Origin of the sequence: Pseudomonas sp. SL4(2022), assembly GCF_026625725.1 — a bacterium.
Taxonomy (GTDB): Bacteria; Pseudomonadota; Gammaproteobacteria; order Pseudomonadales; family Pseudomonadaceae; genus Aquipseudomonas.
This window is the reverse complement of record NZ_CP113060.1, coordinates 2,114,818-2,141,516: the sequence shown is the minus strand read 5'-3', so window position 1 is coordinate 2,141,516 and position 26,699 is coordinate 2,114,818. Positions and strand designations below refer to the sequence as shown.

The following is a 26,699-nucleotide window of genomic DNA, read 5'->3' as shown; positions in this document are numbered from 1 at the left end:
GGGGATCATGAAGGATTTCATCTATGGCAATCTGCCCTATCTGCTGCTGTCGGCTTTAGCCCTTGCTCTACTTTTCACTGAGCAAGAGATCGGTTTTGGCCTTACCAGCCGGATCATGAACAGCTCAGACGGTATTGCCATCGGGCTAGCAGCACAGCGACTTATCGCTCTAGTTACACTCGGTTTCTCCGCTCGGATGATCTGGCTCGGCACTCGACGCTAAAAAGCCATTTGCCCAACCAATGGCGCTGTTGTTTTATCTCGCCACCCTCTAGCCTGAGCACTTTCCCGACTGAAACCCCAACAATGCGCACACCCTTCAAACCCGCCTGGTGGCTACCCGGCCCGCACCTGCAAACCCTGTGGAACCCGATGTGCCGCCGGCCGGCGAAGCTTGAGCGCACGCGCGAGCGGTTGTGGCTGGACGATGGCGACTTTCTTGATCTGGACTGGCATGGCCCACACGAAGCCGAAGCACCGCTGGTGCTGGTGCTGCACGGCCTGACGGGCTCATCCGACTCGCTGTATGTGCTGGGGCTGCAGCAGCAACTGGCCACTCAGGGCTGGGCCAGCGTGGCGCTGAACTGGCGCGGCTGCTCAGGCGAGCCGAACCTGCTGGCGCGAGGTTACCACTCCGGCGCCAGCGAGGACCTGGCGGAAACCGTGCGCCATCTGCGCGCTCAGCGGCCAATGGCGCCGCTGTATGGCGTGGGCTATTCGCTTGGCGGCAATGTGCTGCTCAAGTACCTCGGCGAAACGGCCGCGGACAGCCAGCTGCAGGGTGCAGTGGCAGTTTCAGTGCCGTTTCGTCTAGATCAGTGCGCCGACCGCATCGGCATGGGCTTTTCCAGGGTCTACCAGAGCCACTTTATGCGCGAGATGGTGGCCTACGTGAAAGACAAGCAGCGCCTGTTTGCCCACCAGGGTATGGCCGACCGGCTGTCCACCCTGGAGAAACTCGGCCCGCTGGACAATATGCGCACTTTCTGGGATTTCGACGGCCGTATCACCGCACCGCTGCACGGCTATGCCGATGCCGAGGACTACTACCGACGCGCTTCCAGCCGCTACTTTCTCGGCCAGATCGAGACGCCGACGCTGATTATCCAGGCCGCCGATGACCCCTTCGTCTTCCCCCACAGCCTGCCCGAAGCCAACGAACTGTCGCCCAGCATCGATTTCGAGCTGCACGCCCACGGCGGCCATGTCGGTTTTGTCGAGGGTAGCCTGACTAAGCCAGGTTATTACCTGGAACGGCGCATTCCACAGTGGCTGGCCGAACAGGATACGAAGCCACTGTTGGGTGGGTTAGCCGCACAGAACGCTGAATGACCAAACGAAACTCCCTCTGCGCGCGGCGTAACCCACCCTACAAAAGCGCAACCTGCCGCCCGATCAAAGTCAAATACGATTCAGATCACCTGTTCCAGCGGCACATGCAGCTTGGCATAGAGGGCCTCCACCGCTTCGCGTGATTGCGGGGCGGTGTAGCCGCCTTCCAGTGCCAGCACCTGGTAGATGCCACGGCGCAGCATCTCCTGGCTGAGATCGCCGGGGTTGCCGCGGGTGGTGCAGAGAAAGCGCACCCAGGAGGTCATGACGATCCAGCTGTTGAGGGTCAACGCCTCGATCTGCGCGGCATCCATCAGCAGGATGCCGGCCTCGACAAAGCCCTGATAAATGCTCTGTGCCTGCCTCAGGCAGCGCTGGGCGAACAACCGATAGCGCTCGGCCAGTGCCGGGTCGCTGTCGAGCAGATGCTCCAGGTCACGGTGCAGAAAGCGGTAATGCCACATCGCCGCCAGCAGCGCTTCGAGGTAGAAAGTCTTGTCCTGCACCGTCAGCGCACGCCCTTCAGGGCGGCGCAGGAAGGTGTCCACCTGGCTTTCATAGAGCGCAAACAGCTCGGCGATGATCGCCTGCTTGTTACGAAAGTGGTAGTACAGGTTGCCCGGTGAAATCCCCAGGTGCGCCGCGATATGGTTGGTGGTGACACTGCGCTCACCCTGGGCATTAAACAGCGCCAGGCTTTCCTGAATGATGCGTTCGCGGGTTTTCAGTGGGGCTGACATAACGGCTCGATCTCAACTCAAAAGCCCGGCAAAGGTACACGCAGAGACAGCCAAAGTGTTACCCGCGCGCCAACTGGCATGCGACACCAACTGTTTGATGGGCTGCGTCCGTCGGCTGACCCCGGCATCCTATTTGACAGATTAGAGCAATTGCTCTAAAAATCCAGCACACCTTTTCTGCAACGGTCTTAGCTCACCTGAGCCACTGCATTGCTGGAACGCCAAGGAGCAGCACATGGTCGCCGACGTCGCCTTCGTTGAAAAAAGCATCGAACAAAGCCTGCAGCAGAGCCAGCAACAGCTCAGCCAGTTGCAGCAAAGCTTTGCCCTTCAGCGCCAGGCCTTCAAGGCCAACCCGATGCCCTCGGCCGAGCAGCGCATCCAGTGGCTCAACAGCCTGCGCGACCTGCTCAGCAATGAGCGTGAGACGCTGGTGCGCGCCATCTCCCAGGACTTCAGCAACCGCAGCGCCGATGAAACCCTGCTCGCCGAACTGATGCCCAGCCTGCATGGCATCCACTACGCGACCAAACGCATCAAAAAATGGATGAAGCCCTCGCGCCGCAGCGTCGGCATGCAGTTCATGCCCGCCTCCGCCAAGGTGATTTACCAGCCGTTGGGCGTGGTCGGGGTGATCGTGCCGTGGAACTACCCGCTGTTTCTGGCCATCGGCCCACTGGTGGGCGCACTGTCGGCCGGCAACCGGGTGATGATCAAGATGAGCGAATCGACGCCAGCCACCTCGCAACTGGTCAAAGACCTGCTGGCCAAGGTGTTCCCGGAGGATTTGGTCAGCGTGGCGCTCGGCGAGGCGGAGGTGGGCATGGCCTTCTCCAAATTGCCGTTCGATCACCTGCTGTTCACCGGTGCCACCAGCATCGGCAAGCACGTGATGCGCGCCGCTGCCGACAACCTGACCCCGGTGACCCTGGAGCTGGGCGGCAAGTCGCCGGCCATTGTCAGTGCCGACGTACCGCTGAGCGATGCCGCCGAGCGTATCGCCTTCGGCAAGACCATGAACGCCGGCCAGACCTGCGTCGCCCCGGATTACGTGCTGGTACCGAAAGCACGCGTCGACGGCTTTGTCGAGGCTTACCGCAATGCGGTGCAGGGCTTCTACCCGGCGCTGACGGACAACCCGGACTACACCGCCATCATCAACGAACGCCAATTGCAGCGCCTCAACAGCTACCTGCAGGACGCCGAAAGCAAAGGCGCGACCATCATCCCGCTGTACCCCGAAGCCCAGGGCCGGCGCATGCCGCAAGCGGTGCTGCTGAACGTGACGGATGAGATGAAGGTGATGCAGGACGAGATCTTCGGCCCGCTGCTGCCGATCATCCCCTACGACAAACTGGAAGACGCCTTCGCCTTTATCAACGAGCGCGACCGACCGCTGGCGCTCTACTACTTCGGCTATGACAAGGGTGAGCAACAGCGCGTGCTGCACGAAACCCATTCAGGCGGTGTGTGCCTGAACGACACCCTGCTGCATGTCGCGCAAGATGACATGCCCTTCGGCGGTGTCGGCCCCTCCGGCATGGGCCATTACCACGGCCATGAAGGCTTCCTGACCTTCAGCAAGGCCAAGGGTGTGTTTATCAAGCAGCGTTTCAATGCGGCCAAGATGATCTACCCGCCTTACGGCAAAGCCCTGCAGAAGCTGGTGTACAAGCTCTTCGTTCGCTAACAACCCCCCGCCCTGGCTTGCCAGGGCTACGGCCTGATCCGGTGATAACAATAAATGCACAACACCACACTTGAAGCGCCGGTCCTAACTCGGCGCAATCTGCTCAAGGTCGGCTTGATGGGTTCGGCCTTTCTCGCCACTGCCGGGCTGACAGCCAGCCTCAGCGGCTGCTCGGCAAGTACGCCGAAAGCTGGTTTTGCGGTGATCCGCGAGTCCGACCTGGCCTTTCTGCATGCCTTGATCCCGGTGATGCTGGCCGGCGCAGTCACGCCCGAGAAAATGCCGCAAGCAGTCGAAGGCACCCTCACCAGCCTCGACTACAGCCTTAATCACGTTTCGCCGGAACTGCTCAAGCTGACCGTGCAGCTGTTCGACGTGCTGGCCATGCCGATCACTCGTGGTCCGCTGACCGGCGTCTGGGGCAGCTGGGAAAACGCATCGCCCGCCGACGTGCAGGGGTTTCTCGACCGCTGGCAGAACAGCTCGATCGGCCTGCTGAAAATGGGCCACGCCTCGCTGCTGCAACTGGTGATGATGAGCTGGTATAGCCGAGCAGAGTCCTGGGTCCACTGCGGCTACCCCGGGCCGCCGACTGTTTAAAGCGCGCCCCAACTTCTAATAAGAATTCGCCTGAGATCACCCTAAATGCCTGTACCGGATAGTTTTAAAGAAGGCCTGGCCCGCGGCTGGAAAACCTACGATGGCTCGCGTCTGGACAGCGACCTGACCCTCGAAGCCGACGTCGCCATCGTTGGCAGCGGTGCGGGCGGCGGCACCACCGCAGAAATCCTCAGCGCGGCCGGCTTCAAGGTGCTGCTGATCGAAGAAGGCCCACTGAAGACCAGCAGCGACTTCAAGATGCTCGAAGACAAAGCCTACGCCAGCCTCTATCAGGAAGGCATCGGGCGCATGAGCAAGGACGGCGCGATCACCATCATGCAAGGCCGCGCCGTGGGCGGCACCACACTGATCAACTGGACCTCGAGCTTCCGCACCCCAGACCCAACGCTGGAGCACTGGGCCAAGGAGCACGGCGTCAAAGGCCACAGCCCCAAGGAAATGGCGCCCTGGTTCGAGCAGATGGAGCAGCGCCTCGGCGTCGCCCCCTGGGCCGTACCGCCGAACGCCAACAACGCGGTGATCAGCAGCGGCTGTGACAAGCTCGGTTATGAGTGGAAAGTCATTCCGCGCAACGTACGCGGCTGCTGGAACCTCGGTTATTGCGGCATGGGCTGCCCGACCAACGCCAAGCAGTCAATGCTGGTCACCACTATCCCGGCGACCCTGGATAAAGGCGGCGAACTGCTCTATCTGGCCCGTGCCGAACGCCTGCTGATCGACGGCGACAAGGTCACGGGTATCGAATGCCTCGGTATGGACGAGCGTAGCGTCGCCCCCAATGGCCGCAAGATCACGGTCAAGGCCAAGCATTACGTCCTCTCCGGCGGCGGCATCAACACGCCGGGCATTCTCCTGCGCTCGCATGCACCGGACCCGTACCAGCGCACGGGCAAACGCACCTACCTGCACCTGGTGAACTTTTCAGCAGCCCTGTTCGAGCAGGTGATCAATCCGTTCTACGGCGCGCCACAGTCGATCTACTCCGACCACTTCCAGTGGGACGACGGCACCGCCGGGCGCCTGTCTTACAAGCTCGAAGTGCCACCGCTGCAACCGGCGTTGACCGCCACCCTGCTGGGCCGCTTCGGCATCGACAACGCCATGCGCATGGAACAGCTGCCCAACACCAACGTGATGCTCGCCCTGCTGCGCGACGGTTTCCACCCGGACAGCGCCGAAGGCCGTGTGGAGCTGCGTGGTGATGGCAGTCCGGTGCTTGATTACCAGATGACCGACTACACCTGGGACGGCGTGCGCCGCGCCTTCCATACCATGGCCGAAATCCAGTTCGCCGCCGGGGCCAAGGCGGTGCTGCCGCTGCATGCCGACGCCGGTTACGTGAAAACCCTGACCGAAGCGAAAAGTCTGATCGACAACCTCAGCCTGGAGCTCTACCGCACTCGCCTGGGCAGTGCCCACGTCATGGGCGGTTGCGCCATGGGGGAAGACCCTCAGCAGGCCGTCACTGACAGCCTGGGTCGCCACCACCAGCTGAGCAACCTGTCGATCCATGACGGCTCGCTGTTCCCCACCAGCATCGGCGCCAACCCGCAGCTGTCGATCTACGGCCTGACTGCGCAACTGGCCAGCCAGCTGGCTGAACGGCTGCGCGCCTAGGCCATCGTGGAGGAGCCCGGCCATGCTGCAGAACGTGGTTTCCGTGCTGCTGATCATCGCCGGCATCATCCACTTGCTGCCACTTAGCGGTGTGCTCGGCGCGGAACGCCTGGCACAGCTCTATGGCCTGACCTTTCAGGAGCCTAACCTGCTTCTGCTGATGCGCAGCCGCGCCGTGCTGTTTGGCCTGCTCGGTGCCTTGCTGGTCTACGCCGCATTCCGCCCAGCACTGCAACCGATCGCCCTGATCGGTGGTCTACTTAGCGTGCTGAGCTTTCTCTACCTGGCCTGGAGCACTCCCGGTTACAACGAGGCGCTGCGCCGGGTGGTGATAGCCGATTGGGTGGCACTGGCCTGCCTGTTGATCGCGGCTTCGCTGGTTGCCCTCACCCGCAGCAGGGCCTGAGCGCAAACGTGCTGACTTGGCCGCAGTCGCCTTGCTGCGCTACCATCCGACTCCCCAACGGACCCGCCAGGACGTCACGATGAATCGAGTGTTATACCCAGGCACCTTCGACCCCATCACCAAGGGGCACGGCGACCTGGTCGAGCGCGCAGCACGGCTGTTCGACAGCGTGATCATTGCGGTGGCTGCCAGCCCGAAGAAGAACCCGCTGTTCAGCCTGGAGCAACGCGTCGAACTGGCCCGTGAGGTCACCAAGCACCTGCCGAACGTTGAAGTCGTAGGGTTTTCTACTCTGCTGGCACACTTCGCCAAGGAGCAAGGCGCCAATGTCTTCCTGCGCGGTCTGCGTGCAGTGTCCGACTTCGAATACGAGTTCCAGCTGGCCAACATGAACCGTCAATTGGCCCCCGATGTGGAAAGCCTGTTCCTGACTCCGTCGGAGAAGTACTCGTTTATCTCCTCGACGCTGGTGCGCGAAATCGCCGCGCTGGGCGGTGATATCTCCAATTTTGTGCACCCAGCCGTAGCCGCCGCACTGACCGAACGTTTCAAGCGCTAAGCCAGTCGCGTATGGCCGCGTGCATGCGCGGCCCTGATGCGGCACAATTTGCCTTACCGTTTTCTGTACACATCTAGGCTGCACCTGTGGGGCGCAGCAGGAGTGGTTCTGTCATGTCCCTGATCATCACTGACGACTGCATCAACTGCGACGTCTGCGAACCCGAATGCCCTAATGCTGCGATTTCCCAGGGCGAAGAAATTTACGAAATCGACCCCAACCTGTGCACCGAATGCGTCGGCCACTATGACGAGCCGCAGTGCCAGCAGGTCTGCCCGGTGGATTGCATCCCACTCGACAAGAACAATGTCGAGAGCAAGGATGAGTTGATGCAGAAGTACCTGATCATTACCGGTAAAGCCTGACAGGCCCATGGAAAGCTACTGCATTTGGCCATGCTGTGTTGAACTCAGGCTCAGCCTGCTCATGTACAGCTCGTACACTGCGCAGCCTCGCCTGATTTCGCCTTACCTGGCCTTCGCTCGCGACGCTCTCCAAGGGTCTGCAAAACAATGGGACGCCTGATCCGCGGCCTTCTCCCCTGGCGCACCCTGCTCGGTGCGTTTGCCCTACTCTGCACCCTTGAGCTGCAGGCCGCAGCACAACCTGAACGTATCGCTATTGCCAGCGCACACCCTGCAGCCACCGTAGCGGGTCAGGAAACCCTGGCTCTGGGCGGCAACGCCTTTGATGCGGCTGTGGCTATCAGCGCCGCCCTGGCGGTGGTCGAACCTTACGGATCAGGTCTGGGCGGTGGCGGTTTTTTTCTGCTGCGCGAAGCCGGCGACTCGCCAACCTACCGCTTTCTCGATGCCCGAGAACGCGCCCCGCAAGCCGCCCATGCCGACCTGTACCGGGTCGACGGCGAGATCCGCAAAGACCTTTCGCTGAATGGCGCACTGGCCGCTGCCATTCCCGGCCTGCCGGCCGCGCTGGTCGAGCTGGCAGAGCGCTTCGGCCGTCTGCCCTTGCGCGACTCACTGGCACCGGCGATCCGCCTGGCCAGCAGCGGCGTGAGCATCGACCGGGTCTACCGCGAACGCGCTGGCTGGCGCATCGATGCCATGCGCCAGGACGCGGAAACCGCGCGAATCTTCCTCGACAAGGGGGAAATACCTGATGAATACGGCCTGCTGCGCCAACCCGAACTGGCGCGCACCCTCGAACAGCTAGGCAGGCAGGGCGGTCAGGGTTTCTATGCCGGCGTGGTGGCGGAGCAGCTAGTCAAGGCCGTGCGCGATGCCGGCGGCATCTGGACCCTCAAGGACCTGGCCGACTACCGCGTCGTTGAACGCGAGCCATTGCGCATAATGCTGGAGCAGGACCGTGAATTGATCAGCGCGCCCCCACCATCCGCCGGTGGCATCGCGCTGGGGCAGAGCCTGCTGATCCTGCAGCAATTGCCCTGGCAGCAAGTAGACCGCGTGCAGCGCAGCCACCTGGTGGTGGAGACCCTACGCCGCGCCTACCGGGATCGCGGCCTGCTGGGTGACCCGGACTTTGCCCAGAACCCCGTTCAGCAGCTGCTGACCCCCACATATCTCCAGCAACTGGCCAGCAGCATCGACCCGCAGCGCGCCACGCCAAGTGACAGTCTGCCGCCCAGCAAAACCTGGCAGGAAGGCGACCACACCACCCATTTCTCGGTGCTCGACAGCGAGGGCAATGCGGTGGCAGCCACCCTGTCGATCAACCTGCCGTTCGGCGCAGCATTTACTGCACCCGGCACCGGGGTGCTACTGAACAATGAAATGGACGACTTCGCCGCCGACGTGCAAGGCGCCAACACCTACGGCCTAAGCGGCAGCCAGGCCAACCGCATCGCGGCTGGTAAACGGCCGCTGTCGAGCATGAGCCCAAGCTTTATCGAAAGTGCCGAGGACTTCGCCAGTTTCGGCACACCGGGCGGCAGCCGAATTCCCAGCATGGTGCTGCTGGCGATACTGGAGTACCTGAATCAGCAGCCGATTGAACGCTGGCCGGCGATGCCGCGCTTCCACCACCAGTTCATGCCCGACGTGATCGAGCATGAGCCGAACGCCTTCCACCCAACAGAAATTAAAGCGCTGGAGACACTTGGGCATCAATTGAAGGCAACAGGCCGACAGTACGGCAATCAGCAAGTGCTGTATTGGGACAAACAAGACGGAAAGGTTTCAGCAGCAAGCGATCCACGCGGGATCGGTACAACTGCCGTCACGCTTAAGAAACCGCAGTAACCAGACACATCACTGTCAGCCCTGCGGCAAAGGGCCACCGCGTCGTACAGCAACCCTCAACGCCCAGTGGGCTGTCAGTTTTTCTTGTAACCGTTGGTGGTGCAACCCAGGCAACGGACAAAGGCTGCTTTGCCTGGCTCAACAACCAGAGCGTTGCCCGCTTCACCGATATTTCCGCCTGCGGCGGAGAACGGCAGTGTGACCACAAAAACACCCGCACCAATAGCGGTTGCCGCGATCAGCAGCGGCCGAGCAATCAGAAAATCACCGACCATCGAAAATGCAGGCGGGTATTCGGTGGTGTACATCGGATCACCACTGGTGTTCTGCTGCGCCACCTCAGCATGGGCCGGCAGAGCCAGCAAACCGGTGGACAGTGCCAGAGCAGCAGCGGTGGAGCGGAACAGTTTCATGGGGCGATCCTTCAGCTATTAGGAGGCAGTGGTTCTAACTATAACAGTGCATTGGTAATTGTCAGCGTGACGGCCGTCAATCGCCATTAAAGGCATATTGCGGTTTTTCGGAATAAACGGTCGATAAAAATCCATAATCGTCCTGATGTCAGCGGCTTCATCTCCGCTGGGCATAAAAGTCGGGCCAATAAAGACACGGCGATTCTGATAGTCCAACGCGCCCAAGACAATCGGTACACCCGCCCCCAGGGCGATGTGATAGAAGCCCATTTTCCAGCGTTCGACCTTTTTGCGCGTGCCTTCGGGCGAGAGGATCAGCATAAACTGCTGATGCTCGCGAAAAGCCCTCACGGCCTGCTCTACCGTATTGCCTTGACGCTCGCGGTAAATCGGGATACCGCCCCAGAGCCGCATCAAGGTGCCAAAAGGCCAGCGGAAGATGGTGTGCTTGCCAAACCAGCGCGCATTCAGACGCAAAACAAATTTCACCGCGATAAAAACGACAAAATCCCAGTTGGAGGTGTGGTGGGCACCGATCACCACAAACTTGTCGAGCTTGGGTAGCTCACCTTCAATGCGCCAACCCAGTAGATTCAACGCAGTACGGCCGACCCACTCGGCCAATGAGTGACGGGGCAGATAGTTACCGGACATCAACAAACCTCGGTGTTTCTTATTGTTGTGTATTGCAGTGCGCAGCACTCGGTAGTGCTGCCCACATTAAACCTACGCCGTAACGCTAGCGCTGGCAGCGCGGACAATAAACGCTGGCGCGCTGGCCCAGCTTGACCTCGCGCAGGGTGCTGCCGCAGGTCTTGCAGAACTCACCACCGCGACCGTAGACAAATAATTCCTGCTGAAAATAGCCTGGCTGTCCGTCACCGCCGACAAAATCGCGCAATGTCGTACCACCGCGCTCAATGGCATAGGCGAGGATGCGCTTGATCTCATCCGCCAGTTTCAGATAACGCGCCCGCGACACCGAACCGGCCTCGCGACGCGGATCGATACCTGCCGCAAACAAGGCTTCGCTGGCGTAGATGTTGCCTACGCCCACAACGACCGCGTTATCCATGATGAAAGGTTTGACAGCCATGGCGCGGCCACGGGACAACTGAAACAGCCGCTCACCATCGAACGATTCAGTCAGGGGTTCTGGCCCCAACTTGCTCAGCAGTACATGCTCCAGCGGCTCACGGCTCCAGAGCAACGCACCGAAGCGGCGCGGATCGGTGTAACGCAGGGCCAGACCGGATTCCAGCTCGATGTCCACATGCTCATGCTTGGCAGCGGGCAGGCCGCACTCAACCAGGCGCAGGCTGCCGGACATGCCCAAGTGGCTGATCAACGTGCCCGTTTCTGCCTTGATCAACAGGTATTTGGCGCGCCGCTCGACGCCCTCGATACGCTGCCCCGACAACTGGATATCCAGGTCTTCGGGAATCGGCCAGCGCAAACGGCGCTCACGCACGATCACCCGACTGACGCGCTGCCCCTCAAGGTAGGGCGCAATTCCGCGGCGAGTGGTTTCAACTTCAGGAAGTTCTGGCATGGCACGTCATCAGGTGAGCATTAAAACGGGCGCTCACCTTAGCAGGAATGCCCAAACGGGACGAGGCAGGCGAACCTGGACTAGCTCGCCCCCATGTCGCGGATGCTCTCGCGCAGGTTCTCGAAGTCATACTCCGACAACCCCACATACTCCAACACCAGTTGCTCAATACCCTGCCATTCGAAATCATCCTGTTGATTACCCAGTACGCGGTAACTCGCACAGATGTTCTCGGCCATTTTGAGGATCGCCAACAGGGTTTTCAGCTGCGCATCCCGACTGGAGTCATCGGTAAAAATCGCCAACGCATTGTGGTGGCTGGCAATCGCCTCACACAGATGCAACGGCAGATTCCAGGATTTCGCCGTGTAGTACCCCACGACAGCATGATTGGTGTTCAACAGCCGATTTTCAGTATCGACGATGCGCCGGCCATCGGTGGCACTGGCATAGGCATCCTCCAGCACCGTCATGTAGTCAGGGAAACGCTTGAGCATCAGCGGGATGCCGCAATTGTGGAACAGGCCCAAGGTGTAGGCTTCATCCGGTGAGTGATAGCCGATGCGCTTGGCCAATGTCAGGCAGGTCATTGCAACGTCTTGGGCGGTATCCCAGAAACGGTTGAGGGTGACGATGGCTTCATCGGTCAGCTCACCGCGAATCGACTGTGCATTGATCAGATTGATGACCGTATTGCAGCCAAGCAAATTTACGGCCTGCTGGATCGAGGCAATGCGATTGGTCAACCCAAAAAAGGGCGAATTCACCAGCTTCAACAACGCGCCAGACAGCCCAGGGTCATGACTGATCAGTTTGGCAATGACACGCAAATCCGGATTGGGCATCACCTGTTCCATCTGCAAATCCACCATGATTTGCGGCTGAGGAGGAACACTGATGCCCTGGAGCACCTGCTGGATATATTCGGCGGAAAGCTCTTGGGGCATGACGAACACAACCAAAACGAGAGGTAAGCCACAGTCTAGCTAAACTCATGGAACTTCCACAGGCGACTTTTGTAAACACACCCTTGTGCACCGCGGCCTGCATTGAAACGTCAGCAGATGCTCCTGAACCCGTTATAATTCCGCTCTTTTTCCGGAGTCCCAGCATGTCCCTGCCCAGCCTGCGCCTGAAAGCCAACGCCGATCGACGCCTGCGCGCCGGCCACCTGTGGGTCTACAGCAATGAAATCGATGTCGCTGCCACCCCGCTGAGCGGTTTTGCTGCCGGCGACCAGGCCATCCTTGAAGCGACCGGCGGTAAGCCACTGGGCATCGTTGCGATGAGCCCGAATAACCTGATCTGCGCACGCCTGCTGTCGCGTGACGTCAAGCACGTACTGGACAAATCTCTGCTGGTGCATCGCCTGAATGTTTGCCTGTCGCTGCGCGAGCGCCTGTTCGACAAACCCTGCTACCGTCTGGTTTATGGCGACTCCGATCTTCTGCCGGGCCTGGTGGTCGACCGCTTCTTCGACATTCTGGTGGTGCAACTGGCCTCCGCCACCATGGAGCGTCACAAGGATGACGTGCTGGCCGCGCTGATTCAGGTGTGCAAACCCAGTGGCATCCTGTTCAAGAACGACTCCGCCGCCCGCGATGCCGAAGGCCTCGCGCGTTACGTGGAAACCCCATTCGGCGTGGTGCCGGAATGGGTCGCCCTGGAAGAGAACGGGGTGAAGTTTGAAGCCCCGGTAATCGAAGGGCAGAAGACCGGCTGGTTCTATGACCACCGCATGAACCGTGCGCGCCTGGCACCTTACGTCAAAGGCAAGCGCGTACTCGACCTGTTCAGCTACATCGGCGGCTGGGGCGTGCAGGCTGCAGCCTTCGGTGCCAGCGATGTGATGTGCGTGGACGCCTCCGGCTTTGCTCTCGACGGTGTGGAGCGCAACGCCGCGCTGAACGGTTTGACCGACCAGGTTGCCTGTGTGGAAGGCGATGTATTCGAGGCGCTGAAACAGCTCAAGGCCTCGGAAGAGCGCTTCGATGTGATCGTCGCCGATCCGCCCGCCTTTATAAAACGCAAGAAAGACCTGAAAAACGGCGAAGGCGCTTACCGCCGCCTCAACGAGCAAGCCATGCGCCTGCTCAACAAGGACGGCATCCTGATCAGCGCCAGCTGCTCCATGCACCTGCCGGAAGATGACCTGCAGAACATCCTGCTGACCAGCGCACGCCATCTGGATCGCAATATCCAGCTGCTCGAACGCGGCGCGCAGGGCCCGGACCACCCGGTACACCCAGCCATCAATGAAACCCGCTACATCAAGAGCCTCACCGTGCGTCTGCTGCCCAATAGCTGAGCACCTGCACCTGCCGAGTGCGTGTCGGCAGGTGCTTCTTTCTCTCCCGCGCTGTTACCACTCCCCACACCTGCATGGCGCAACCCAGCGCCTGAACTAGGCTTGCCCCCAGCACTGCAGCGCCCGCAATGAGCCACAGCGCACTGGCACAATGCTTGCCTAACTTGAACATTCAAACAAGTACCCGTTACAGCATCGAAGCGGGCGCGCGGATTCAAGTATTCAGATAACGGCCACAAGCTGCTGTCTGTTCAGAGCACATTTGGGGAGGGGTATGGCTGACCTGGCTGGGAACAAACCGTTCCTGCAATTCACCAACGTCAAGAAGACTTACGACCACAAGCATCTGGTGGTCAAGGATTTCAACCTGGATGTGGCCAAGGGCGAATTTATCACCCTACTCGGCCCTTCCGGCTCCGGTAAAACCACCTGCCTGATGATGCTCGCCGGGTTCGAGGACGTAACCAGCGGCGAAATCCTGATCAACGGCCGTTCGGTCACCAGCATCGCACCCTACCAGCGCAATATAGGCATGGTGTTCCAGCAGTACGCGCTATTTCCGCACATGACCCTGCGCGAAAACCTCGCCTACCCGCTGAAGATCCGCAAACAGCCCAAAGAGGTGATTCGCGCCAAGGTCGACGAGTATCTGTCGCTGGTCGAGCTGCTGGATTTCGGCAACCGCTTCCCCGGGCAGCTCTCCGGCGGCCAGCGCCAGCGTGTGGCCCTGGCTCGCGCGCTGATCTTCGCCCCAGATATCGTGCTGATGGACGAACCGCTGGGCGCGCTGGACAAGAAGCTGCGCGAGCAGATGCAGTTCGAGATCAAGCGCCTGCACGAACAGCTCGGTTTCACCGTGATCTACGTGACCCACGACCAGACCGAAGCCCTGACCATGAGCGACCGCATCGCCGTGTTCAACAACGGCATCGTCCAGCAATGCGCGCCGCCCCACGTGCTCTACGAGCGCCCGGCCAACCTGTTCGTCGCCGACTTTATCGGCGAGAGCAACAAGCTCAAGGGCGTGATCGAATCGGTCGGATCTGAGACGGTACAAGTTCGCCTGGACGACGGCGCCCTGGTCAGTTCGCTGAAGGCCAACTGCACAGAAGTCGGCCTGCCCACCACCGTGTCGATACGCCCGGAAAAACTCAGTTTTACCGACCGCCTGGGCGCCGCCGGCAACCAGATAATGGCGCGCTTCGTCACTCGTCACTATGTCGGCGAATACATCCGCTACCACTTCGAAACCGCCGACGGCACCGAGCTGGTGGTGAAGAACATGAATGACAGCAGCGCCCCGCAACTCAATGCCAAGGAAGAAGTCGCCCTGGCCTGGCAGCCGCAAGACAGCCAGGCCCTGGATCGCCCCGTAACAACCCCTGACCTATAAGAAGCAATGGAGCACAGCAATGGCTAGAACACTGACCACCCGCTTTTCCACCTTCGCTTTAGCTGCCGCGCTAGGCACGGCAAGTTTCGCCGCCAGCGCGCAGGAGACGCTGACCGTGGTGTCATGGGGTGGTGCCTACGGCGCGGCCCAGCAGAAACATGTGATTGACCCGTTTATGAAAGACACCGGCAACAAGGTGCTATTCGAGGACTACACCGGCGGTGTGGCCGAGATCAAAGCCCAGGTCGAGTCCGGCAACATTCAATGGGATGTGGTCGACTTTGAGGTGATCGACCTGGAGCGTGCCTGCTCTGAAGGCCTGCTGGAAAGCATTCCACGTGACATCCTGCCCGCCGGTATCGACGGCGTCCCGGCCGCAAAAGACTTTATCCCCGAAGCCCTGGCCAGTGAGTGCGCGGTCGGCAACATCGTCTGGTCGGTGGTATTCGCCTACAACGAGAAAACCATCGGCGGCACCAAGGCTGCAAGCATCACCGACTTCTTCGACACCCGCAAAATCCCAGGCAAGCGCGCCCTGCGCAAACGCCCACAGGTGAACATGGAGTGGGCACTGCTGGCTGATGGCGTGCCGCCGGCCGAAGTCTACGACGTGCTGTCCACTCCAGAAGGCCAGGCCCGCGCCTTCGCCAAGCTGGACACCATCAAGAAGGACATCGTCTGGTTCGACTCCTGGTCGCAAGCGCCACAGCTGCTCAACGACGGCGGCGCGGTGCTGGTGCAATCGGCTAACGGCCGTTTCTACGACGCCATCCGCCAGGAGAAAAAACCCTTCGTCATCGTCTGGGACGGCCACGTCTACGACCTCGACGCCTGGGCCATCGTCAAAGGCTCACCGAAAAAGGATCTGGCACTGAAATTCATTGCCTACGCCACTGGCTCCACCCCACTGGCCGGCATGCCGGACGTGGCCTACGGCCCAACCCGCAAATCCTCCATGCCGCTGGCTGACCAGAGCGCCGCACCGCACCTGCCGACTGCTCACCTGAGCAAAGGCATCCAGGCCGGTTCGGACTTCTGGGCTGACTATGGCGAATCCCTCGGTGAAAAATTCAACGAGTGGCTGTTGAAGTAACCCGCTATGACCCCTCTCCTGCCGGAGAGGGGTCAGGATTTTCGGAGTAACGCCTTGTCCTCCCTCACGTCTACCGAAGCCAGTCAAGCCTCCAGCGCCCGCAACAAGAAACGCCTCACCGCCTTTCTGTTTGTCGTGCCACTGCTGGTGTTTATCCTGCTGACCTTCGTCGCGCCAATTGCCAGCATGCTCTGGCGCAGTGTCCACCACCCGACGGTGGCCGCCCTGATTCCGCTGACCCTGAGCGAGCTGCAACGCTGGGACGGCAAAGCGCTTCCTGATGAAAAAACCCTGAGCGTGTTCGCCCAGGAGCTGCACAGCCTGGCCAAAGAGCGCCAGTCCGGCAAATTGGCCGAAGAGTTCAACCGCGCCTCGGCCGGCATGTCCAGTGTGGTCAAATCCAGCGCGCGCAAACTCAGCCGCCTGCAAGGCGAACAACTGCAGCAGCAGGGTGCCGACATCCTGCTCAAGTCGCACCGCAACTGGAGCAAACCGGAAATCTGGTACGCCATCCAGCGCGCGGGCAAACCCTATACCTATGACTACTACCTGACCGCGCTCGACCTGGAGCTGCACCCCGAGCAGGGCATTCAGGTGCGCGAAGACACGCAGATCTACCTGCAGCTGTACAACAAAACCCTAAGCATGGCCCTGGTCATCACCCTTTTCTGCGCCCTGCTTGGCTACCCACTGGCCTACTACCTGGCCGGCCTGCCGGAAAACCGCGCTAACCTGCTGCTGGTATTGGTACTGCTGCCGTTCTGGACCTCATTGCTGGTGCGAACCACGGCCTGGATCGCCCTGCTGCAGACCAACGGGGTGATCAACTCCTTCCTGCTCGGCATCGGCGTCATCGGCCAACCCATCGAGATGCTCTACACCTCGTTCGCCACGGTGGTGGCGATGACCCATATCCTGCTGCCGTTTATGATTTTGCCGTTGTACAGCGTGATGCGCGGCATCGACCCCAGCTACTTGCGCGCGGCACTGTCACTGGGCGCGCGGCCGATTCCAGCCTTTGCCCGCATCTACTTCCCAATGACCCTACCGGGGTTGAGTGCCGGGGCGCTGCTGGTGTTTATCATCTCGGTCGGCTACTACATCACCCCGGCGCTGGTCGGCGGCACCGATGGGCAGATGATCAGCAACATCATCGCCTTCCATATGCAGCGCTCGAACAACTGGGAACTGGCCGCCGCACTGGGCTCCCTGCTGCTCGGCCTGATCCTGCTGCTGTACTGGCTGTACGACCGTTTTGTCGGCGCCAGCAATATCAAACTGGGCTAAGGAACAGACGATGAAGATTCCCGCCTACTACGGCTTCTGGCATCACCTCGGCGCCTGGCTGCTGAAGACCAGTTCCTGGCTGGTACTGCTGTTTCTGATCCTGCCAATCCTGGTGATCATCCCGTTGTCATTCAACGCCGAGCCGTTCTTCAGCTTTACCGAAGGCATGCTCACACTGCAGCCCGAGGCCTACTCGCTGCGCTGGTACAGCGCCATCTTCAGCGACGACAAATGGCTGCTGGCGATCAAAAACAGCTTTCTGATCGGCATCTTCGCCACCCTGATCGCTACAGTGCTCGGCACCTGCGCAGCAGTCGGTCTGGCCCGCGATGACATGCCGGCACGCCGCTTGATCACCGCCCTGCTGCTGTCACCGATGATCGTGCCGCTGATCATCACCGCCGCCGGGATGTTCTTCTTCTATTCGGACCTGGGCCTGGCCGGCAACTACCTCGGGGTGATCATTGCCCACGCGGCTCTGGGCACACCGTTCGTGATCATCACCGTCACAGCCACCCTCACCGGCTTCGACTACAGCCTGGCCCGCGCCGCGCTGAACCTGGGCGCCACGCCACTGCGGGTGTTCTTCGACATCATCATGCCGCTGATCCGCCCGGGGGTGATTTCCGGCGCGCTGTTCGCCTTTATCACCTCGTTCGACGAGGTGGTGGTGATCCTGTTTATGGCCGGCCCACAGCAACGCACCATCCCGCGGCAGATGTTTTCGGGCCTGCGCGAGCAGATCAACCCGAGCATCCTGGCCATCGCCACCCTGCTGATCCTGGTGTCCATCGCTCTGCTGGTGACCATCGAACTGCTGCGCCGCCGCGCCGAACGCATGCGCGGGATTGAGCCGATCAGCTAACGCACCCGGCCGAACCGCGCTCGCCGCTGAGCGCACCGGCCTTCCTTGCGAGCGCGCCAAGGGATTAGAATCAGCGCTCTCCTGCCCTATCCAGGCGGACCTTGTAGCCCAGCCACGCCAGCGCCGACCCCGCGCCAGGCAGCGCCCCGGCCCGGTAAATGCGCACTTGCGTTTGCCTTGGGCCTGAAGCCGGCTCAACATACGCACCAACAGCCCGTTGCCCGCACAGCACCCTCGCCTGTGCACGCGTGACCTGAATAGCCTTTGCAGGATTTATCACCATGCCTGATTACCGCTCGAAGACCTCCACCCACGGCCGCAATATGGCCGGCGCTCGTGCCTTGTGGCGTGCCACCGGGATGAAGGACGAAGACTTCAAGAAGCCAATCATCGCCATCGCCAACTCCTTCACCCAGTTCGTGCCCGGCCATGTGCACCTGAAGGACATGGGCCAGCTGGTTGCCCGCGAGATTGAAAAGCACGGCGGCGTGGCCAAGGAATTCAACACCATCGCGGTCGATGACGGCATCGCCATGGGCCATGACGGCATGCTCTATTCGCTGCCGAGCCGCGAGATCATCGCCGACTCCGTGGAGTACATGGTCAACGCCCACTGCGCCGACGCCATCGTCTGCATCAGTAACTGCGACAAGATCACCCCCGGCATGCTGCTGGCATCGCTGCGCCTGAATATCCCGGTGATCTTCGTCTCCGGCGGCCCAATGGAAGCCGGTAAGACCAAGCTGGCCAGCCACGGCCTGGACCTGGTTGATGCCATGGTGATTGCCGCTGACGAAAGCGCCAGCGATGAGAAAGTAGCCGAGTACGAGCGCAGCGCCTGCCCGACCTGCGGCAGCTGCTCCGGCATGTTCACCGCCAACTCGATGAACTGCCTGATGGAAGCCCTAGGCCTGGCCCTGCCGGGCAACGGCTCAACACTGGCCACCCACAGCGACCGCAAGCAGCTGTTCCTGCAAGCCGGCCGCACCGCCGTCGAGCTGTGCAAACGCTACTACGGTGAGGGCGACGCCTCGGTGCTGCCGCGCAACATCGCCAACTTCAAGGCGTTCGAGAACGCCATGACCCTGGACATCGCCATGGGTGGTTCAACCAACACCATCCTGCACCTGCTGGCCGCCGCCCAGGAAGGCGAAGTCGATTTCGACCTGCGCGACATCGACCGCCTGTCACGCAAAGTGCCGCAACTGTGCAAGGTCGCGCCAAACATCCAGAAGTACCACATGGAAGACGTGCACCGCGCCGGTGGCATCTTCAGCATCCTCGGTTCCCTGGCCCGTGGCGGCCTGCTGCACACCGACCTGCCGACCGTACACAGCAAAACCATGGCCGAAGCCATCGCCCAATGGGACATCACCCAGACCGACGATGAAGCCGTGCACACGTTCTTCCGCGCGGGCCCGGCCGGCATCCCAACGCAGACCGCGTTCAGCCAGAGCACCCGCTGGGACACCGTGGATGACGACCGTGAAAACGGCTGCATCCGCAGCGTCGAGCATGCGTATTCGCAAGAAGGCGGCCTGGCCGTGCTCTACGGCAATATCGCCGTCGATGGCTGCGTGGTTAAAACCGCCGGTGTGGATGAGTCGATCCACGTCTTCGAAGGCACCGCGAAAATCTTCGAGAGCCAGGACAGCGCCGTGCGCGGCATCCTCGCCGACGAAGTGCAGGCTGGTGACATCGTCATCATCCGTTACGAAGGCCCGAAAGGCGGCCCGGGTATGCAGGAAATGCTCTACCCAACCTCGTACCTGAAGTCCAAAGGCCTGGGCAAAGCCTGCGCCCTGCTCACCGACGGGCGTTTCTCCGGCGGCACCTCGGGCCTGTCCATCGGCCATGCCTCGCCGGAAGCCGCTGCTGGCGGCGCCATCGGCCTGGTGCAGGATGGCGACAAAGTGCTGATCGACATTCCGAACCGCTCAATCAACCTGCTGATCAGCGACGAGGACCTGGCCACGCGCCGCACCGAGCAAGACGCCAAAGGCTGGAAGCCGGTAGAGAAGCGTCCACGCAAGGTCACCACCGCACTGAAGGCCTACGCCCTGCTCGCCACCAGCGCCGACAAGGGCGCCGTGCGCGACAAGGCGTTACTGGATCGTTTGGTTGACTGATCACACCACCGCAACATCCAGGCCCAGCTCCGTGCTGGGCTTTTTTTTTGCCTGAAAGAACACCGTCTATAGTGAGAGAGCCCGCCTACCGAGAACAGCCATGGCCAGATACCTGCTGCTCGCCGCCCTGCTTCTGCTCGCCGCCTGCTCGGAGCCCAAGCCGCCGCTGCGCATCGCCATCAACCCCTGGCCCGGCCACGAGTTTCTCTACCTGGCCGAACAACAGCAGCTGTTCGAGGCCGAAGGGGTCGGCGTCAAGATTCTCCAGTTCGACTCCCTCAACGATGCCCGGCGCGCCTACGAACGCGGCCAGGCCGATGGCTTTGGCGGCACGCTGGTAGAGGTTTTGGTGGCCCGCGAACAGAGCCAGCGCCACCCACAGGTGGTGCATGTGACGGACTACTCCAACGGCGGCGACATGCTGATTGCAAGACCCGGCATCGACAACGTCCGGCAACTGGTTGGCCTGCGCGTGGCTGTCGAACCCGGCACCCTCAATACCGTGATCCTGGCCCGCGCGCTCGAGCAGCAGGGCCTCGACCTCGCCCAGGTAACCCTGACCAGCGTGCCGCAAGGGCAGATGCTCGAAGCCCTGCAGCAAGGCCGCGTCGACGCCGTAGTGACCTACCCGCCCTTTACCCTGGAGATACTCAAGCAGCCGCAGTTTCAGAAGATTTTCAGCACCCGGGAAATTCCCGGAGAAATCCTCGACATCGTTGCCGTCGATGCCAGCGTACTGGCCACGCGCAAGGCCGACGTGCAGGCCATGCTGCGCGCCCTGGAGGCCGCCCACCACTACACCCGCCAACATCCCGAACAGGCCTACGCAATCATGGCCGCACGCGAAGGGATCAGCCCGGAAGACTTCCGCGCCGCCGTGGAAAACGACCTGAAGCTGCTAAGCGCCGCCGACCAGATAGCCTACTTCGGTGCCGAACAGCGCCTGCTGCACTCGCTGCAACATATCCAGCGGGTACTGCTGCACAGCCAGGAGCTGACGCAACCCACCGACCTCGACGCCCTGGTAGCCCCCTGACATGTGGCAACGCCTGTCACTCAACGGCCGCATCATGCTGCCCCTGGGCCTGCTCTGGCTGCTCTCCGGGCTGGTTATCTTGCTGCTGTCCTGGCAAAGCAGCCAGGTGCAACTGCAAAATCGCCTGGAAGAACGCGCCCAGACCTTTATTGCCAGCGTGCAGATGACCGCCGAGACCGTCAGCCACATCAGCGACCTGCGCCGTGTGGTGATGGCCTTGGGCGCCGAAAACGGCGTGCACGAACTCCTGGTGGTCGCCGGCCAGCCGGCGCAAATCATTGCCAGCACCAAGGGGGCCCATCAAGGCATGCGCCTTGATCAACTGCCGGCACAAGAGGAGAGCCGCGAAATACTCACCCACGTGCTGAGCACGCGCACTCCGATACGTCACTTCGCGATTGGTACCCACTACGACTACTCCAGCCCAATACTCCTGACCAACAGCCAGCTGAATGGCCAGGTGCGCACCCAAGGGGCCATCTATCTGGGCCTGGACATCACCAGCCTGAACCGTCAGTTGAACCGTGAAATCATTCAGCAAACCGCCTGGCTGATGCTCGCCACCGCCCTGATGCTCGGCGCCCTGGCCCTGCTCCTGCGGCATCTGGTACTGCAACCACTGAACGCCCTGCTAAAAGGCATCTCCGCCAGCGACTCACAAAGCGTGCTGAACAACCTGGGGCAGATCAAATCCGGCGAATTTGGCCTGCTCGCCAGCACCCTGCGCCGCCAATTACGGCGCGAACTCAATCACCACCAGCAGGCCGCCGAGGCGGCCGAACAGCTGCGCAAAAGTGAAGAGCTGTCGCGCGCCATCATCAGCAATAGCAGCGAAGCAATCATCACCCTGACCGCTGACGGCACCATCCGTAGCGTCAACCCAGCCGCAGAGCAGTTGTTTGGCTACCTGGCTGGCGAAATGCTCGGCCACGAGATCGACATGCTCCTGCCACAACGCTTTCGCCAAGCCCATGATGGCTACCTAAGCCACTCCGCCCTGCATGCACCGCGCATCATCAACAAAACCCGCGACCTGTTCGGCCTACGCCAGAATGGCGAGGAGTTTGCCCTGGAGCTGTCCGTATCGCCCTTGCAGATTGACGGACAGAAGGCCTTTGTCGGCATGCTGCGCGATATTTCAGCGCGCAAGCAGTACGAATGGGGGCTGGAGATCGCCCGCAGCGAAGCCGAAGACGCCAACCGTGCCAAGAGCGAATTTCTCGCCACCATGAGCCACGAGATCCGCACCCCCATGAACGGCCTGATCGGCATGGCTCAAGTACTGGCCGACACCGCCCTGACCAGCCAGCAGCAAGAGCTGGTGCACACCCTGCAGCTCTCTGCCGACCTGCTACTGGGTTTACTCAACGACATTCTCGACCTGTCCAAAATCGAGGCGGGCATGCTGCAGCTCGAACAGGTGCCCTGCGACTGGGAGGCCATCCTGCTCGACGCACTCAAGCTGCTGCAGCCCCAGGCGCAGAAAAAGCCCCTGCAACTGCTGCTGTTGATCGATCCCGACGTGCCATTGCAGATTCTCGGTGACCCTTTGCGCCTGCGGCAGATCATCCTCAACCTGGTCAACAACGCGATCAAATTCACCCCCCAGGGGCACGTTCACCTACACCTCAGCGCAAGCCCGCGCCCTAATGGGCAAACCCACTACTGCCTGCATATCCGCGACACGGGCATCGGCATGACGCCCGAGCAGCAAGCCAAGCTGTTCAGGCCCTTTACCCAGGCAGACTCATCCACCACCCGCTCGTTTGGCGGCAGCGGCCTCGGCCTGTCGATCAGCCGCAAGTTGCTGTTTCTGATGCAGGGCGACATCAGCGTCAGCAGCCAACCTGAGCAAGGCAGTTGCTTCAGCTTTAATCTCACACTGCGCAACTCGGCACCTACCACCCACACGGCAGCCGTGCTGCAAAGCGATAAACAGCTGCTGCTGCTCGATCCCCAGCCTCTCAACCTGGCCATCGTCCAGGCCGCACTGGCCCCCTTGGGCTACCGCGTAGAGCAACGCTACGACCTCACGCAAGCGTTGCCGGCACATGACTTACTGCTGGTCTGCGACAGTTTCAGCGAGCCATTGCCAGCAACCGCCAACCCACGACGCCTGTGGCTGTGTGATCAGGCCGCAAACACCGCGCAAAGCAACGATCCCACCCGCCTGAATCGGCCACTGGCTCAGGAGCAGTTGCGTGCAGCGGTGCAATTGGCCCTCCGCGGCGCGCCGCACAGCAGCCCACAAACAGCCAGCACCGCACGCCAGCAAAACCAGTTACACGGCCACGTGCTGGTGGTCGAGGACACCGCCGTCAACCAAACCGTGCTCAAAGCCATGCTCATGCCCTTCGGCCTGCGCTTGAGTTTTGCCGACAATGGCCAACTCGGCGTTGAAGCCACACAGCAGCACGATTACGACCTGATCCTGATGGATTGCCTCATGCCGGTGCTTGACGGCTTTGCCGCCACTCAGGCTATCCGCGCCTGGGAGCAGCAACAGGGCAAGCGCCGTACACCAATCATTGCACTGACGGCCAATGCCTATGAAGAAATTCGTCAGCGCTGCCAGGCCGCGGGCATGGATGACTTCCTCAGCAAACCGATCGTGCGAGATACCCTGATCGAGTGCCTACAGCGCCACCTGCCCGCCAGCCTCTCGCCAGCCAGCGCGCTACCGGCCGCCGAGGAGCCGGACCGGAGCATCATCGACCACGCTGACCAACGGGGCCTGCTGCTGGCCGAACAACTGGGGCATTCCACCATGCTGTATTTGCTGGAAGAGTTTCAGCGCCATGCTCTGAGCTTTGCCGACGAGCTGCTCCAGGCCCTCGACCACGACGACTGGAGCACCGCCCAACGCATGGTGCACAGCCTCAAGGGCAGCTCAGGAACACTCGGTATGGATGCTCTCAGCCAGCACGCGGCGGCCTTGGAACTGCGCATCAAGGCCGGCGCTGGCGTGGAATCCATTAGCGCGTTGCGCATGGCCGCTCAAGACCTGCATGACGACATCAAACGTACCGTCCACGCTGCTCTAGAAGCCTGCCGGAACATTACTGCGGCGCCTGCAGAGCCAGCATCTGAGTCACTGTCAGCGCCATTGCCATAGCTGATAGGCATGCGCCGGGCCACAGCCTGCAAAGCCAGATCACCGGCAGCATGGCCTCCAACGAGAAAGTCGCCGACTATGCGCGCTGCGCCTGCCCGACCTGCGGCAGCTGCTCCGGCATGTTCACTGCCAACTCGATGAACTGCCTGATGGAAGCCCTGGGCCGAGTGCGCGAAGGCGACAAGATCCTGATCAACATCCACGAGCGCTCAATCAACCTGCTGATCAGCGATGAAGAGCTGGCTGCGGACAAGATAGGCTGGATGCCGGTGGAAGTGCGTCGCGCAAAGTCACCACGGCACTCAAGGCCTACGCCCTGCTCGTCACCAGCGCCGACAAGGGTGCGGCACGTGACAAGGCACTGCTAAAAACGGGTGCCGTAAAACAGCGCACAGCACGCAAAAGCCCGGCTCAGTGTCGGGCTTTTTTGTTGTTAACTGACCCCCATGTAGCGCCCGGCGCGGTGGTTGATCGCCAGCACCATATTCAGCGCCAGCGCGCCGAGGATCGACAGCGCCACCTTGTCCAACGGCACAATCAGCACGGCGCCCAACACAATCAGGATATCGATAGCCATCTGCACCTTGCCGGCGCGCAGGCCAAAACGCTCCTGCAGGTACAGCGCCAGGATGTTCACCCCACCCAGGCTGGCGCGGTGGCGGAACAGCATCAGCAAGCCCAGACCCATGGCAAAACCACCGAATAGCGCGGCATACACCACGTTCAGGTGAGTAAAACCAATCCACTGCGGCGTCAACTCAGCCAGCAGCGAGACCATCCCCACCGCACAGAAGGTACGCAGGGTGAACGGCCAGCCCATGCGCCAGATGGCCAGGGCGTAGAACGGTAGGTTGATCAGATAGAACACCACACCAAAGGGCCAGCCAAGCAGGTACTTGAGCAGGAAGGCCAACCCGACCGTACCGCCAGTCAGCAGCCCGGCCTGACTGTAAAAAGTAATCCCCAGCGCCACCATGGCGGTGCCCAGCAACAGCGCCAGGCCGTCCTCCCAGAGTGGATGACGAATAAAGATCGCGGCAATACGATCCGGCTCGGCGTGATCGGCATCAGCGTCATGCATGGGGAACAACCTGTAGAGAGCAAACGGCAATAGACAGCGTAGCGACCAGCAAGGGATCACCTGGCGCGGGTTAACGCTACACAACAACGATGCGCAGCGTGGCACACCCTACCTCCGCCCACCCTGGCGGAGATCAATGCAGCGCGGAAAAACTCAGCCCGAACGGGCTATTTGCGATCCCACACCTCAAACACATAGCCGGGCGTTCCCAGCCCTTCCGTGTGTTCGATGGCAGAAGACAGGTGCCAGTCATCCTTCGCCAGTTCAGGAAAGTAGGCATCGCCCTGGGGGCTGATGCCGACGCGGGTCAGGTACAGGCGCTTGGCTTGAGCCAGGCCCAATTCGTACAACTGCGCACCGCCGATCAGCATCAGCTCTTCGGCATCTTCTTCGCGCGCCCAGGCTTCGGCACGTTCGAGCGCGGCATCGAGGCTGGCGAAGACTTCCGCGCCCTCCAACTGTAAACCGGGCTGGCGGCTGACCACCAGATTGAGTCGGCCCGGCAAGGGCCGGCCGAGGGAATCCCAGGTCTTGCGACCCATGATGATCGGCTTGCCCAAGGTCAGCGCCTTGAAATGCTTGAGGTCCGCCGGCAGATGCCAGGGCAGTTGGTTATCGCGGCCGATCACGCGGTTTTCCGCCAGGGCAGCGATCATGCAGAGAGGCAGGGAAATGTTCATAGGCGCGAGAATACCGGCTCTGAGCTAATGATTGAAGCCTTGTACGGCTTCAAACCTGTGCATCCAGAATCTGGCTGAGTACGCGGTTGCGCCCCTGTGCCTTGGCCAGGTAGAGCGCCGCATCCGCCAGACGCAAGGCCTCAGCCAAGGTTTGCGGCGGCCGTGGCTGGAGATAGACCACACCGATACTCAGCGTCACGACACGGGCAGTCGCGGAAAATCATGGGGCAAGCCGAGGGCCTCAATGGTCTGACGGATATCCTGCTGAATCGCCAACATCTGAGCCTCACCCACCCCATACCAGAGGCCGACAAACACCTCACCGCCATAGCGCGCCAGACAACCCAGTGGCCGTTTGGCCCGCTCGCCAATCACCCGCGCAATCCACCGCAGGTGCACAGTGATCTAATAACGCTTGAAGACCGCCTCCAGTTCGCTGGCAAAGCGAAGGCCACGCGTGCCCTGAAAGTATTGACGCAAGTAGGGTGAGTCCTGATTGACCCACCTCAGGTTCGGTAACGTCAAGAAGACAGACTCTCCAATTGGGCCGAATCAGCGTTACA

The 26,699-nt window shown here is 61.1% G+C and carries 25 protein-coding genes and 3 pseudogenes; 19 read left to right on the top strand and 9 right to left on the bottom strand.

The window, feature by feature from the left end; translation table 11 throughout:
* Positions 1 to 7: 7 nt before the first annotated feature.
* Positions 8 to 223 (top strand): hypothetical protein, encoded by a 216-nt coding sequence (locus OU997_RS10190; RefSeq protein ID WP_267809818.1) that lies wholly within the window; start codon positions 8 to 10, stop codon positions 221 to 223.
* An 83-nt stretch (positions 224 to 306) separates the two neighbouring features.
* Positions 307 to 1,332: a hydrolase gene (locus OU997_RS10185; RefSeq protein ID WP_267809817.1), complete on the top strand. Its 1,026-nt coding sequence runs from the start codon at positions 307 to 309 to the stop codon at positions 1,330 to 1,332.
* A gap of 80 nt (positions 1,333 to 1,412) precedes the next feature.
* On the opposite strand, the gene OU997_RS10180 is transcribed toward OU997_RS10185, so the two are convergent.
* Positions 1,413 to 2,072, bottom strand: coding sequence for a TetR/AcrR family transcriptional regulator (locus OU997_RS10180; RefSeq protein WP_108488682.1), 660 nt, complete (start codon positions 2,070 to 2,072; stop codon positions 1,413 to 1,415).
* A 235-nt stretch (positions 2,073 to 2,307) separates the two neighbouring features.
* Between OU997_RS10180 and OU997_RS10175 the strand changes: the two genes are divergently transcribed.
* The 7 genes from OU997_RS10175 to ggt all read left to right on the top strand — a co-directional run bounded on the left by OU997_RS10175 (position 2,308) and on the right by ggt (position 9,184).
* Positions 2,308 to 3,762, top strand: a complete 1,455-nt coding sequence (locus OU997_RS10175) for a coniferyl aldehyde dehydrogenase (RefSeq protein ID WP_108488683.1) — start codon at positions 2,308 to 2,310, stop codon at positions 3,760 to 3,762.
* A gap of 54 nt (positions 3,763 to 3,816) precedes the next feature.
* Positions 3,817 to 4,362: a twin-arginine translocation pathway signal protein gene (locus OU997_RS10170; protein ID WP_267809816.1), complete on the top strand. Its 546-nt coding sequence runs from the start codon at positions 3,817 to 3,819 to the stop codon at positions 4,360 to 4,362.
* Between the two features lie 45 nt (positions 4,363 to 4,407).
* Complete coding sequence (locus OU997_RS10165; RefSeq protein WP_108488685.1) at positions 4,408 to 6,000, top strand: GMC family oxidoreductase; 1,593 nt, start codon at positions 4,408 to 4,410, stop codon at positions 5,998 to 6,000.
* A gap of 22 nt (positions 6,001 to 6,022) precedes the next feature.
* Positions 6,023 to 6,406, top strand: coding sequence for a phosphopantetheine adenylyltransferase (locus OU997_RS10160; RefSeq protein WP_267809815.1), 384 nt, complete (start codon positions 6,023 to 6,025; stop codon positions 6,404 to 6,406).
* A 79-nt stretch (positions 6,407 to 6,485) separates the two neighbouring features.
* Complete coding sequence (coaD, locus tag OU997_RS10155) at positions 6,486 to 6,965, top strand: pantetheine-phosphate adenylyltransferase (RefSeq protein ID WP_090380261.1); 480 nt, start codon at positions 6,486 to 6,488, stop codon at positions 6,963 to 6,965.
* A gap of 113 nt (positions 6,966 to 7,078) precedes the next feature.
* A complete protein-coding gene (locus OU997_RS10150; protein WP_108488686.1) occupies positions 7,079 to 7,330 on the top strand; it encodes a YfhL family 4Fe-4S dicluster ferredoxin in 252 nt (83 codons plus the stop codon).
* Between the two features lie 147 nt (positions 7,331 to 7,477).
* The gene (gene ggt / locus OU997_RS10145; protein ID WP_267809814.1) at positions 7,478 to 9,184 is read left to right on the top strand and encodes a gamma-glutamyltransferase; all 1,707 of its coding nucleotides are present in this window, start codon (positions 7,478 to 7,480) and stop codon (positions 9,182 to 9,184) included.
* A 74-nt stretch (positions 9,185 to 9,258) separates the two neighbouring features.
* Here ggt and OU997_RS10140 read toward each other — a convergent pair whose 3' ends face one another.
* The 4 genes and pseudogenes from OU997_RS10140 to OU997_RS10125 form a co-directional block, all read right to left on the bottom strand.
* Positions 9,259 to 9,597, bottom strand: a complete 339-nt coding sequence (locus OU997_RS10140; RefSeq protein WP_267809812.1) for a multidrug transporter — start codon at positions 9,595 to 9,597, stop codon at positions 9,259 to 9,261.
* A 76-nt stretch (positions 9,598 to 9,673) separates the two neighbouring features.
* A pseudogene (locus OU997_RS10135) lies at positions 9,674 to 10,251 on the bottom strand (lysophospholipid acyltransferase family protein).
* 85 nt (positions 10,252 to 10,336) lie between these two features.
* Positions 10,337 to 11,149 carry a bifunctional DNA-formamidopyrimidine glycosylase/DNA-(apurinic or apyrimidinic site) lyase gene (gene mutM / locus OU997_RS10130; RefSeq protein ID WP_108488690.1) on the bottom strand — a complete coding sequence of 271 codons (813 nt, stop codon included), beginning with the start codon at positions 11,147 to 11,149 and terminating at the stop codon, positions 10,337 to 10,339.
* Between the two features lie 80 nt (positions 11,150 to 11,229).
* Entirely contained in the window at positions 11,230 to 12,096 is an 867-nt protein-coding gene (locus OU997_RS10125) for an HDOD domain-containing protein (protein ID WP_108488711.1), read from the bottom strand.
* Positions 12,097 to 12,260: 164 nt separating this feature from the next.
* Between OU997_RS10125 and OU997_RS10120 the strand changes: the two genes are divergently transcribed.
* The 10 genes and pseudogenes from OU997_RS10120 to OU997_RS10080 all read left to right on the top strand — a co-directional run.
* Positions 12,261 to 13,457 carry a class I SAM-dependent rRNA methyltransferase gene (locus OU997_RS10120; protein WP_108488691.1) on the top strand — a complete coding sequence of 399 codons (1,197 nt, stop codon included), beginning with the start codon at positions 12,261 to 12,263 and terminating at the stop codon, positions 13,455 to 13,457.
* 274 nt (positions 13,458 to 13,731) lie between these two features.
* Positions 13,732 to 14,850 (top strand): ABC transporter ATP-binding protein, encoded by a 1,119-nt coding sequence (locus tag OU997_RS10115; RefSeq protein ID WP_108488692.1) that lies wholly within the window; start codon positions 13,732 to 13,734, stop codon positions 14,848 to 14,850.
* 19 nt (positions 14,851 to 14,869) lie between these two features.
* Entirely contained in the window at positions 14,870 to 15,943 is a 1,074-nt protein-coding gene (locus OU997_RS10110) for an ABC transporter substrate-binding protein (RefSeq protein ID WP_108488693.1), read from the top strand.
* A 54-nt stretch (positions 15,944 to 15,997) separates the two neighbouring features.
* Positions 15,998 to 17,230 carry an ABC transporter permease gene (locus OU997_RS10105; protein WP_108488694.1) on the top strand — a complete coding sequence of 411 codons (1,233 nt, stop codon included), beginning with the start codon at positions 15,998 to 16,000 and terminating at the stop codon, positions 17,228 to 17,230.
* A 10-nt stretch (positions 17,231 to 17,240) separates the two neighbouring features.
* On the top strand, positions 17,241 to 18,095 hold the full coding sequence (locus tag OU997_RS10100; RefSeq protein WP_267809811.1) for an ABC transporter permease: 855 nt from the start codon (positions 17,241 to 17,243) through the stop codon (positions 18,093 to 18,095).
* Positions 18,096 to 18,376: 281 nt separating this feature from the next.
* Positions 18,377 to 20,224, top strand: coding sequence for a dihydroxy-acid dehydratase (ilvD, locus tag OU997_RS10095; protein ID WP_108488697.1), 1,848 nt, complete (start codon positions 18,377 to 18,379; stop codon positions 20,222 to 20,224).
* Between the two features lie 100 nt (positions 20,225 to 20,324).
* On the top strand, positions 20,325 to 21,260 hold the full coding sequence (locus OU997_RS10090; RefSeq protein WP_267809810.1) for an ABC transporter substrate-binding protein: 936 nt from the start codon (positions 20,325 to 20,327) through the stop codon (positions 21,258 to 21,260).
* A gap of 1 nt (position 21,261) precedes the next feature.
* A complete protein-coding gene (locus OU997_RS10085; protein ID WP_267809809.1) occupies positions 21,262 to 24,375 on the top strand; it encodes an ATP-binding protein in 3,114 nt (1,037 codons plus the stop codon).
* A gap of 50 nt (positions 24,376 to 24,425) precedes the next feature.
* Positions 24,426 to 24,485, top strand: a pseudogene (locus tag OU997_RS20995) (hypothetical protein); the annotation flags it as partial.
* 45 nt (positions 24,486 to 24,530) lie between these two features.
* Positions 24,531 to 24,742: pseudogene (locus OU997_RS10080) on the top strand (dihydroxy-acid dehydratase); the annotation flags it as partial.
* A gap of 66 nt (positions 24,743 to 24,808) precedes the next feature.
* Here OU997_RS10080 and OU997_RS10075 read toward each other — a convergent pair.
* The 4 genes from OU997_RS10075 to OU997_RS10060 form a co-directional block, all read right to left on the bottom strand.
* Entirely contained in the window at positions 24,809 to 25,456 is a 648-nt protein-coding gene (locus tag OU997_RS10075; RefSeq protein WP_267809808.1) for a YitT family protein, read from the bottom strand.
* 167 nt (positions 25,457 to 25,623) lie between these two features.
* The gene (locus OU997_RS10070) at positions 25,624 to 26,136 is read right to left on the bottom strand and encodes a dihydrofolate reductase (RefSeq protein WP_267809807.1); all 513 of its coding nucleotides are present in this window, start codon (positions 26,134 to 26,136) and stop codon (positions 25,624 to 25,626) included.
* A 49-nt stretch (positions 26,137 to 26,185) separates the two neighbouring features.
* Positions 26,186 to 26,335, bottom strand: a complete 150-nt coding sequence (locus OU997_RS10065; protein ID WP_267809806.1) for a diguanylate cyclase domain-containing protein — start codon at positions 26,333 to 26,335, stop codon at positions 26,186 to 26,188.
* On the bottom strand, positions 26,332 to 26,535 hold the full coding sequence (locus OU997_RS10060; RefSeq protein WP_267809805.1) for a hypothetical protein: 204 nt from the start codon (positions 26,533 to 26,535) through the stop codon (positions 26,332 to 26,334). Before OU997_RS10060 ends, OU997_RS10065 begins: the two co-directional genes overlap by 4 nt.
* Positions 26,536 to 26,699: the final 164 nt, after the last annotated feature.

What these genes read in the sequence shown, in the direction of transcription:
- OU997_RS10175 (WP_108488683.1), top strand. Translation starts at nt 2,308, where the DNA reads ATGGTCGCCGACGTCGCCTTCGTTGAAAAAAGCATCGAACAAAGCCTG.
- OU997_RS10140 (WP_267809812.1), bottom strand. Translation starts at nt 9,597, where the DNA reads ATGAAACTGTTCCGCTCCACCGCTGCTGCTCTGGCACTGTCCACCGGT.
- OU997_RS10085 (WP_267809809.1), top strand. Translation starts at nt 21,262, where the DNA reads ATGTGGCAACGCCTGTCACTCAACGGCCGCATCATGCTGCCCCTGGGC.
- coaD (WP_090380261.1), top strand. Translation starts at nt 6,486, where the DNA reads ATGAATCGAGTGTTATACCCAGGCACCTTCGACCCCATCACCAAGGGG.
- OU997_RS10125 (WP_108488711.1), bottom strand. Translation starts at nt 12,096, where the DNA reads ATGCCCCAAGAGCTTTCCGCCGAATATATCCAGCAGGTGCTCCAGGGC.
- OU997_RS10190 (WP_267809818.1), top strand. Translation starts at nt 8, where the DNA reads ATGAAGGATTTCATCTATGGCAATCTGCCCTATCTGCTGCTGTCGGCT.
- OU997_RS10075 (WP_267809808.1), bottom strand. Translation starts at nt 25,456, where the DNA reads ATGCATGACGCTGATGCCGATCACGCCGAGCCGGATCGTATTGCCGCG.
- OU997_RS10115 (WP_108488692.1), top strand. Translation starts at nt 13,732, where the DNA reads ATGGCTGACCTGGCTGGGAACAAACCGTTCCTGCAATTCACCAACGTC.
- OU997_RS10160 (WP_267809815.1), top strand. Translation starts at nt 6,023, where the DNA reads ATGCTGCAGAACGTGGTTTCCGTGCTGCTGATCATCGCCGGCATCATC.
- mutM (WP_108488690.1), bottom strand. Translation starts at nt 11,149, where the DNA reads ATGCCAGAACTTCCTGAAGTTGAAACCACTCGCCGCGGAATTGCGCCC.
- OU997_RS10180 (WP_108488682.1), bottom strand. Translation starts at nt 2,072, where the DNA reads ATGTCAGCCCCACTGAAAACCCGCGAACGCATCATTCAGGAAAGCCTG.
- OU997_RS10070 (WP_267809807.1), bottom strand. Translation starts at nt 26,136, where the DNA reads ATGAACATTTCCCTGCCTCTCTGCATGATCGCTGCCCTGGCGGAAAAC.
- OU997_RS10150 (WP_108488686.1), top strand. Translation starts at nt 7,079, where the DNA reads ATGTCCCTGATCATCACTGACGACTGCATCAACTGCGACGTCTGCGAA.
- OU997_RS10100 (WP_267809811.1), top strand. Translation starts at nt 17,241, where the DNA reads ATGAAGATTCCCGCCTACTACGGCTTCTGGCATCACCTCGGCGCCTGG.
- OU997_RS10170 (WP_267809816.1), top strand. Translation starts at nt 3,817, where the DNA reads ATGCACAACACCACACTTGAAGCGCCGGTCCTAACTCGGCGCAATCTG.
- OU997_RS10090 (WP_267809810.1), top strand. Translation starts at nt 20,325, where the DNA reads ATGGCCAGATACCTGCTGCTCGCCGCCCTGCTTCTGCTCGCCGCCTGC.
- OU997_RS10110 (WP_108488693.1), top strand. Translation starts at nt 14,870, where the DNA reads ATGGCTAGAACACTGACCACCCGCTTTTCCACCTTCGCTTTAGCTGCC.
- ggt (WP_267809814.1), top strand. Translation starts at nt 7,478, where the DNA reads ATGGGACGCCTGATCCGCGGCCTTCTCCCCTGGCGCACCCTGCTCGGT.
- OU997_RS10165 (WP_108488685.1), top strand. Translation starts at nt 4,408, where the DNA reads ATGCCTGTACCGGATAGTTTTAAAGAAGGCCTGGCCCGCGGCTGGAAA.
- OU997_RS10185 (WP_267809817.1), top strand. Translation starts at nt 307, where the DNA reads ATGCGCACACCCTTCAAACCCGCCTGGTGGCTACCCGGCCCGCACCTG.
- OU997_RS10120 (WP_108488691.1), top strand. Translation starts at nt 12,261, where the DNA reads ATGTCCCTGCCCAGCCTGCGCCTGAAAGCCAACGCCGATCGACGCCTG.
- ilvD (WP_108488697.1), top strand. Translation starts at nt 18,377, where the DNA reads ATGCCTGATTACCGCTCGAAGACCTCCACCCACGGCCGCAATATGGCC.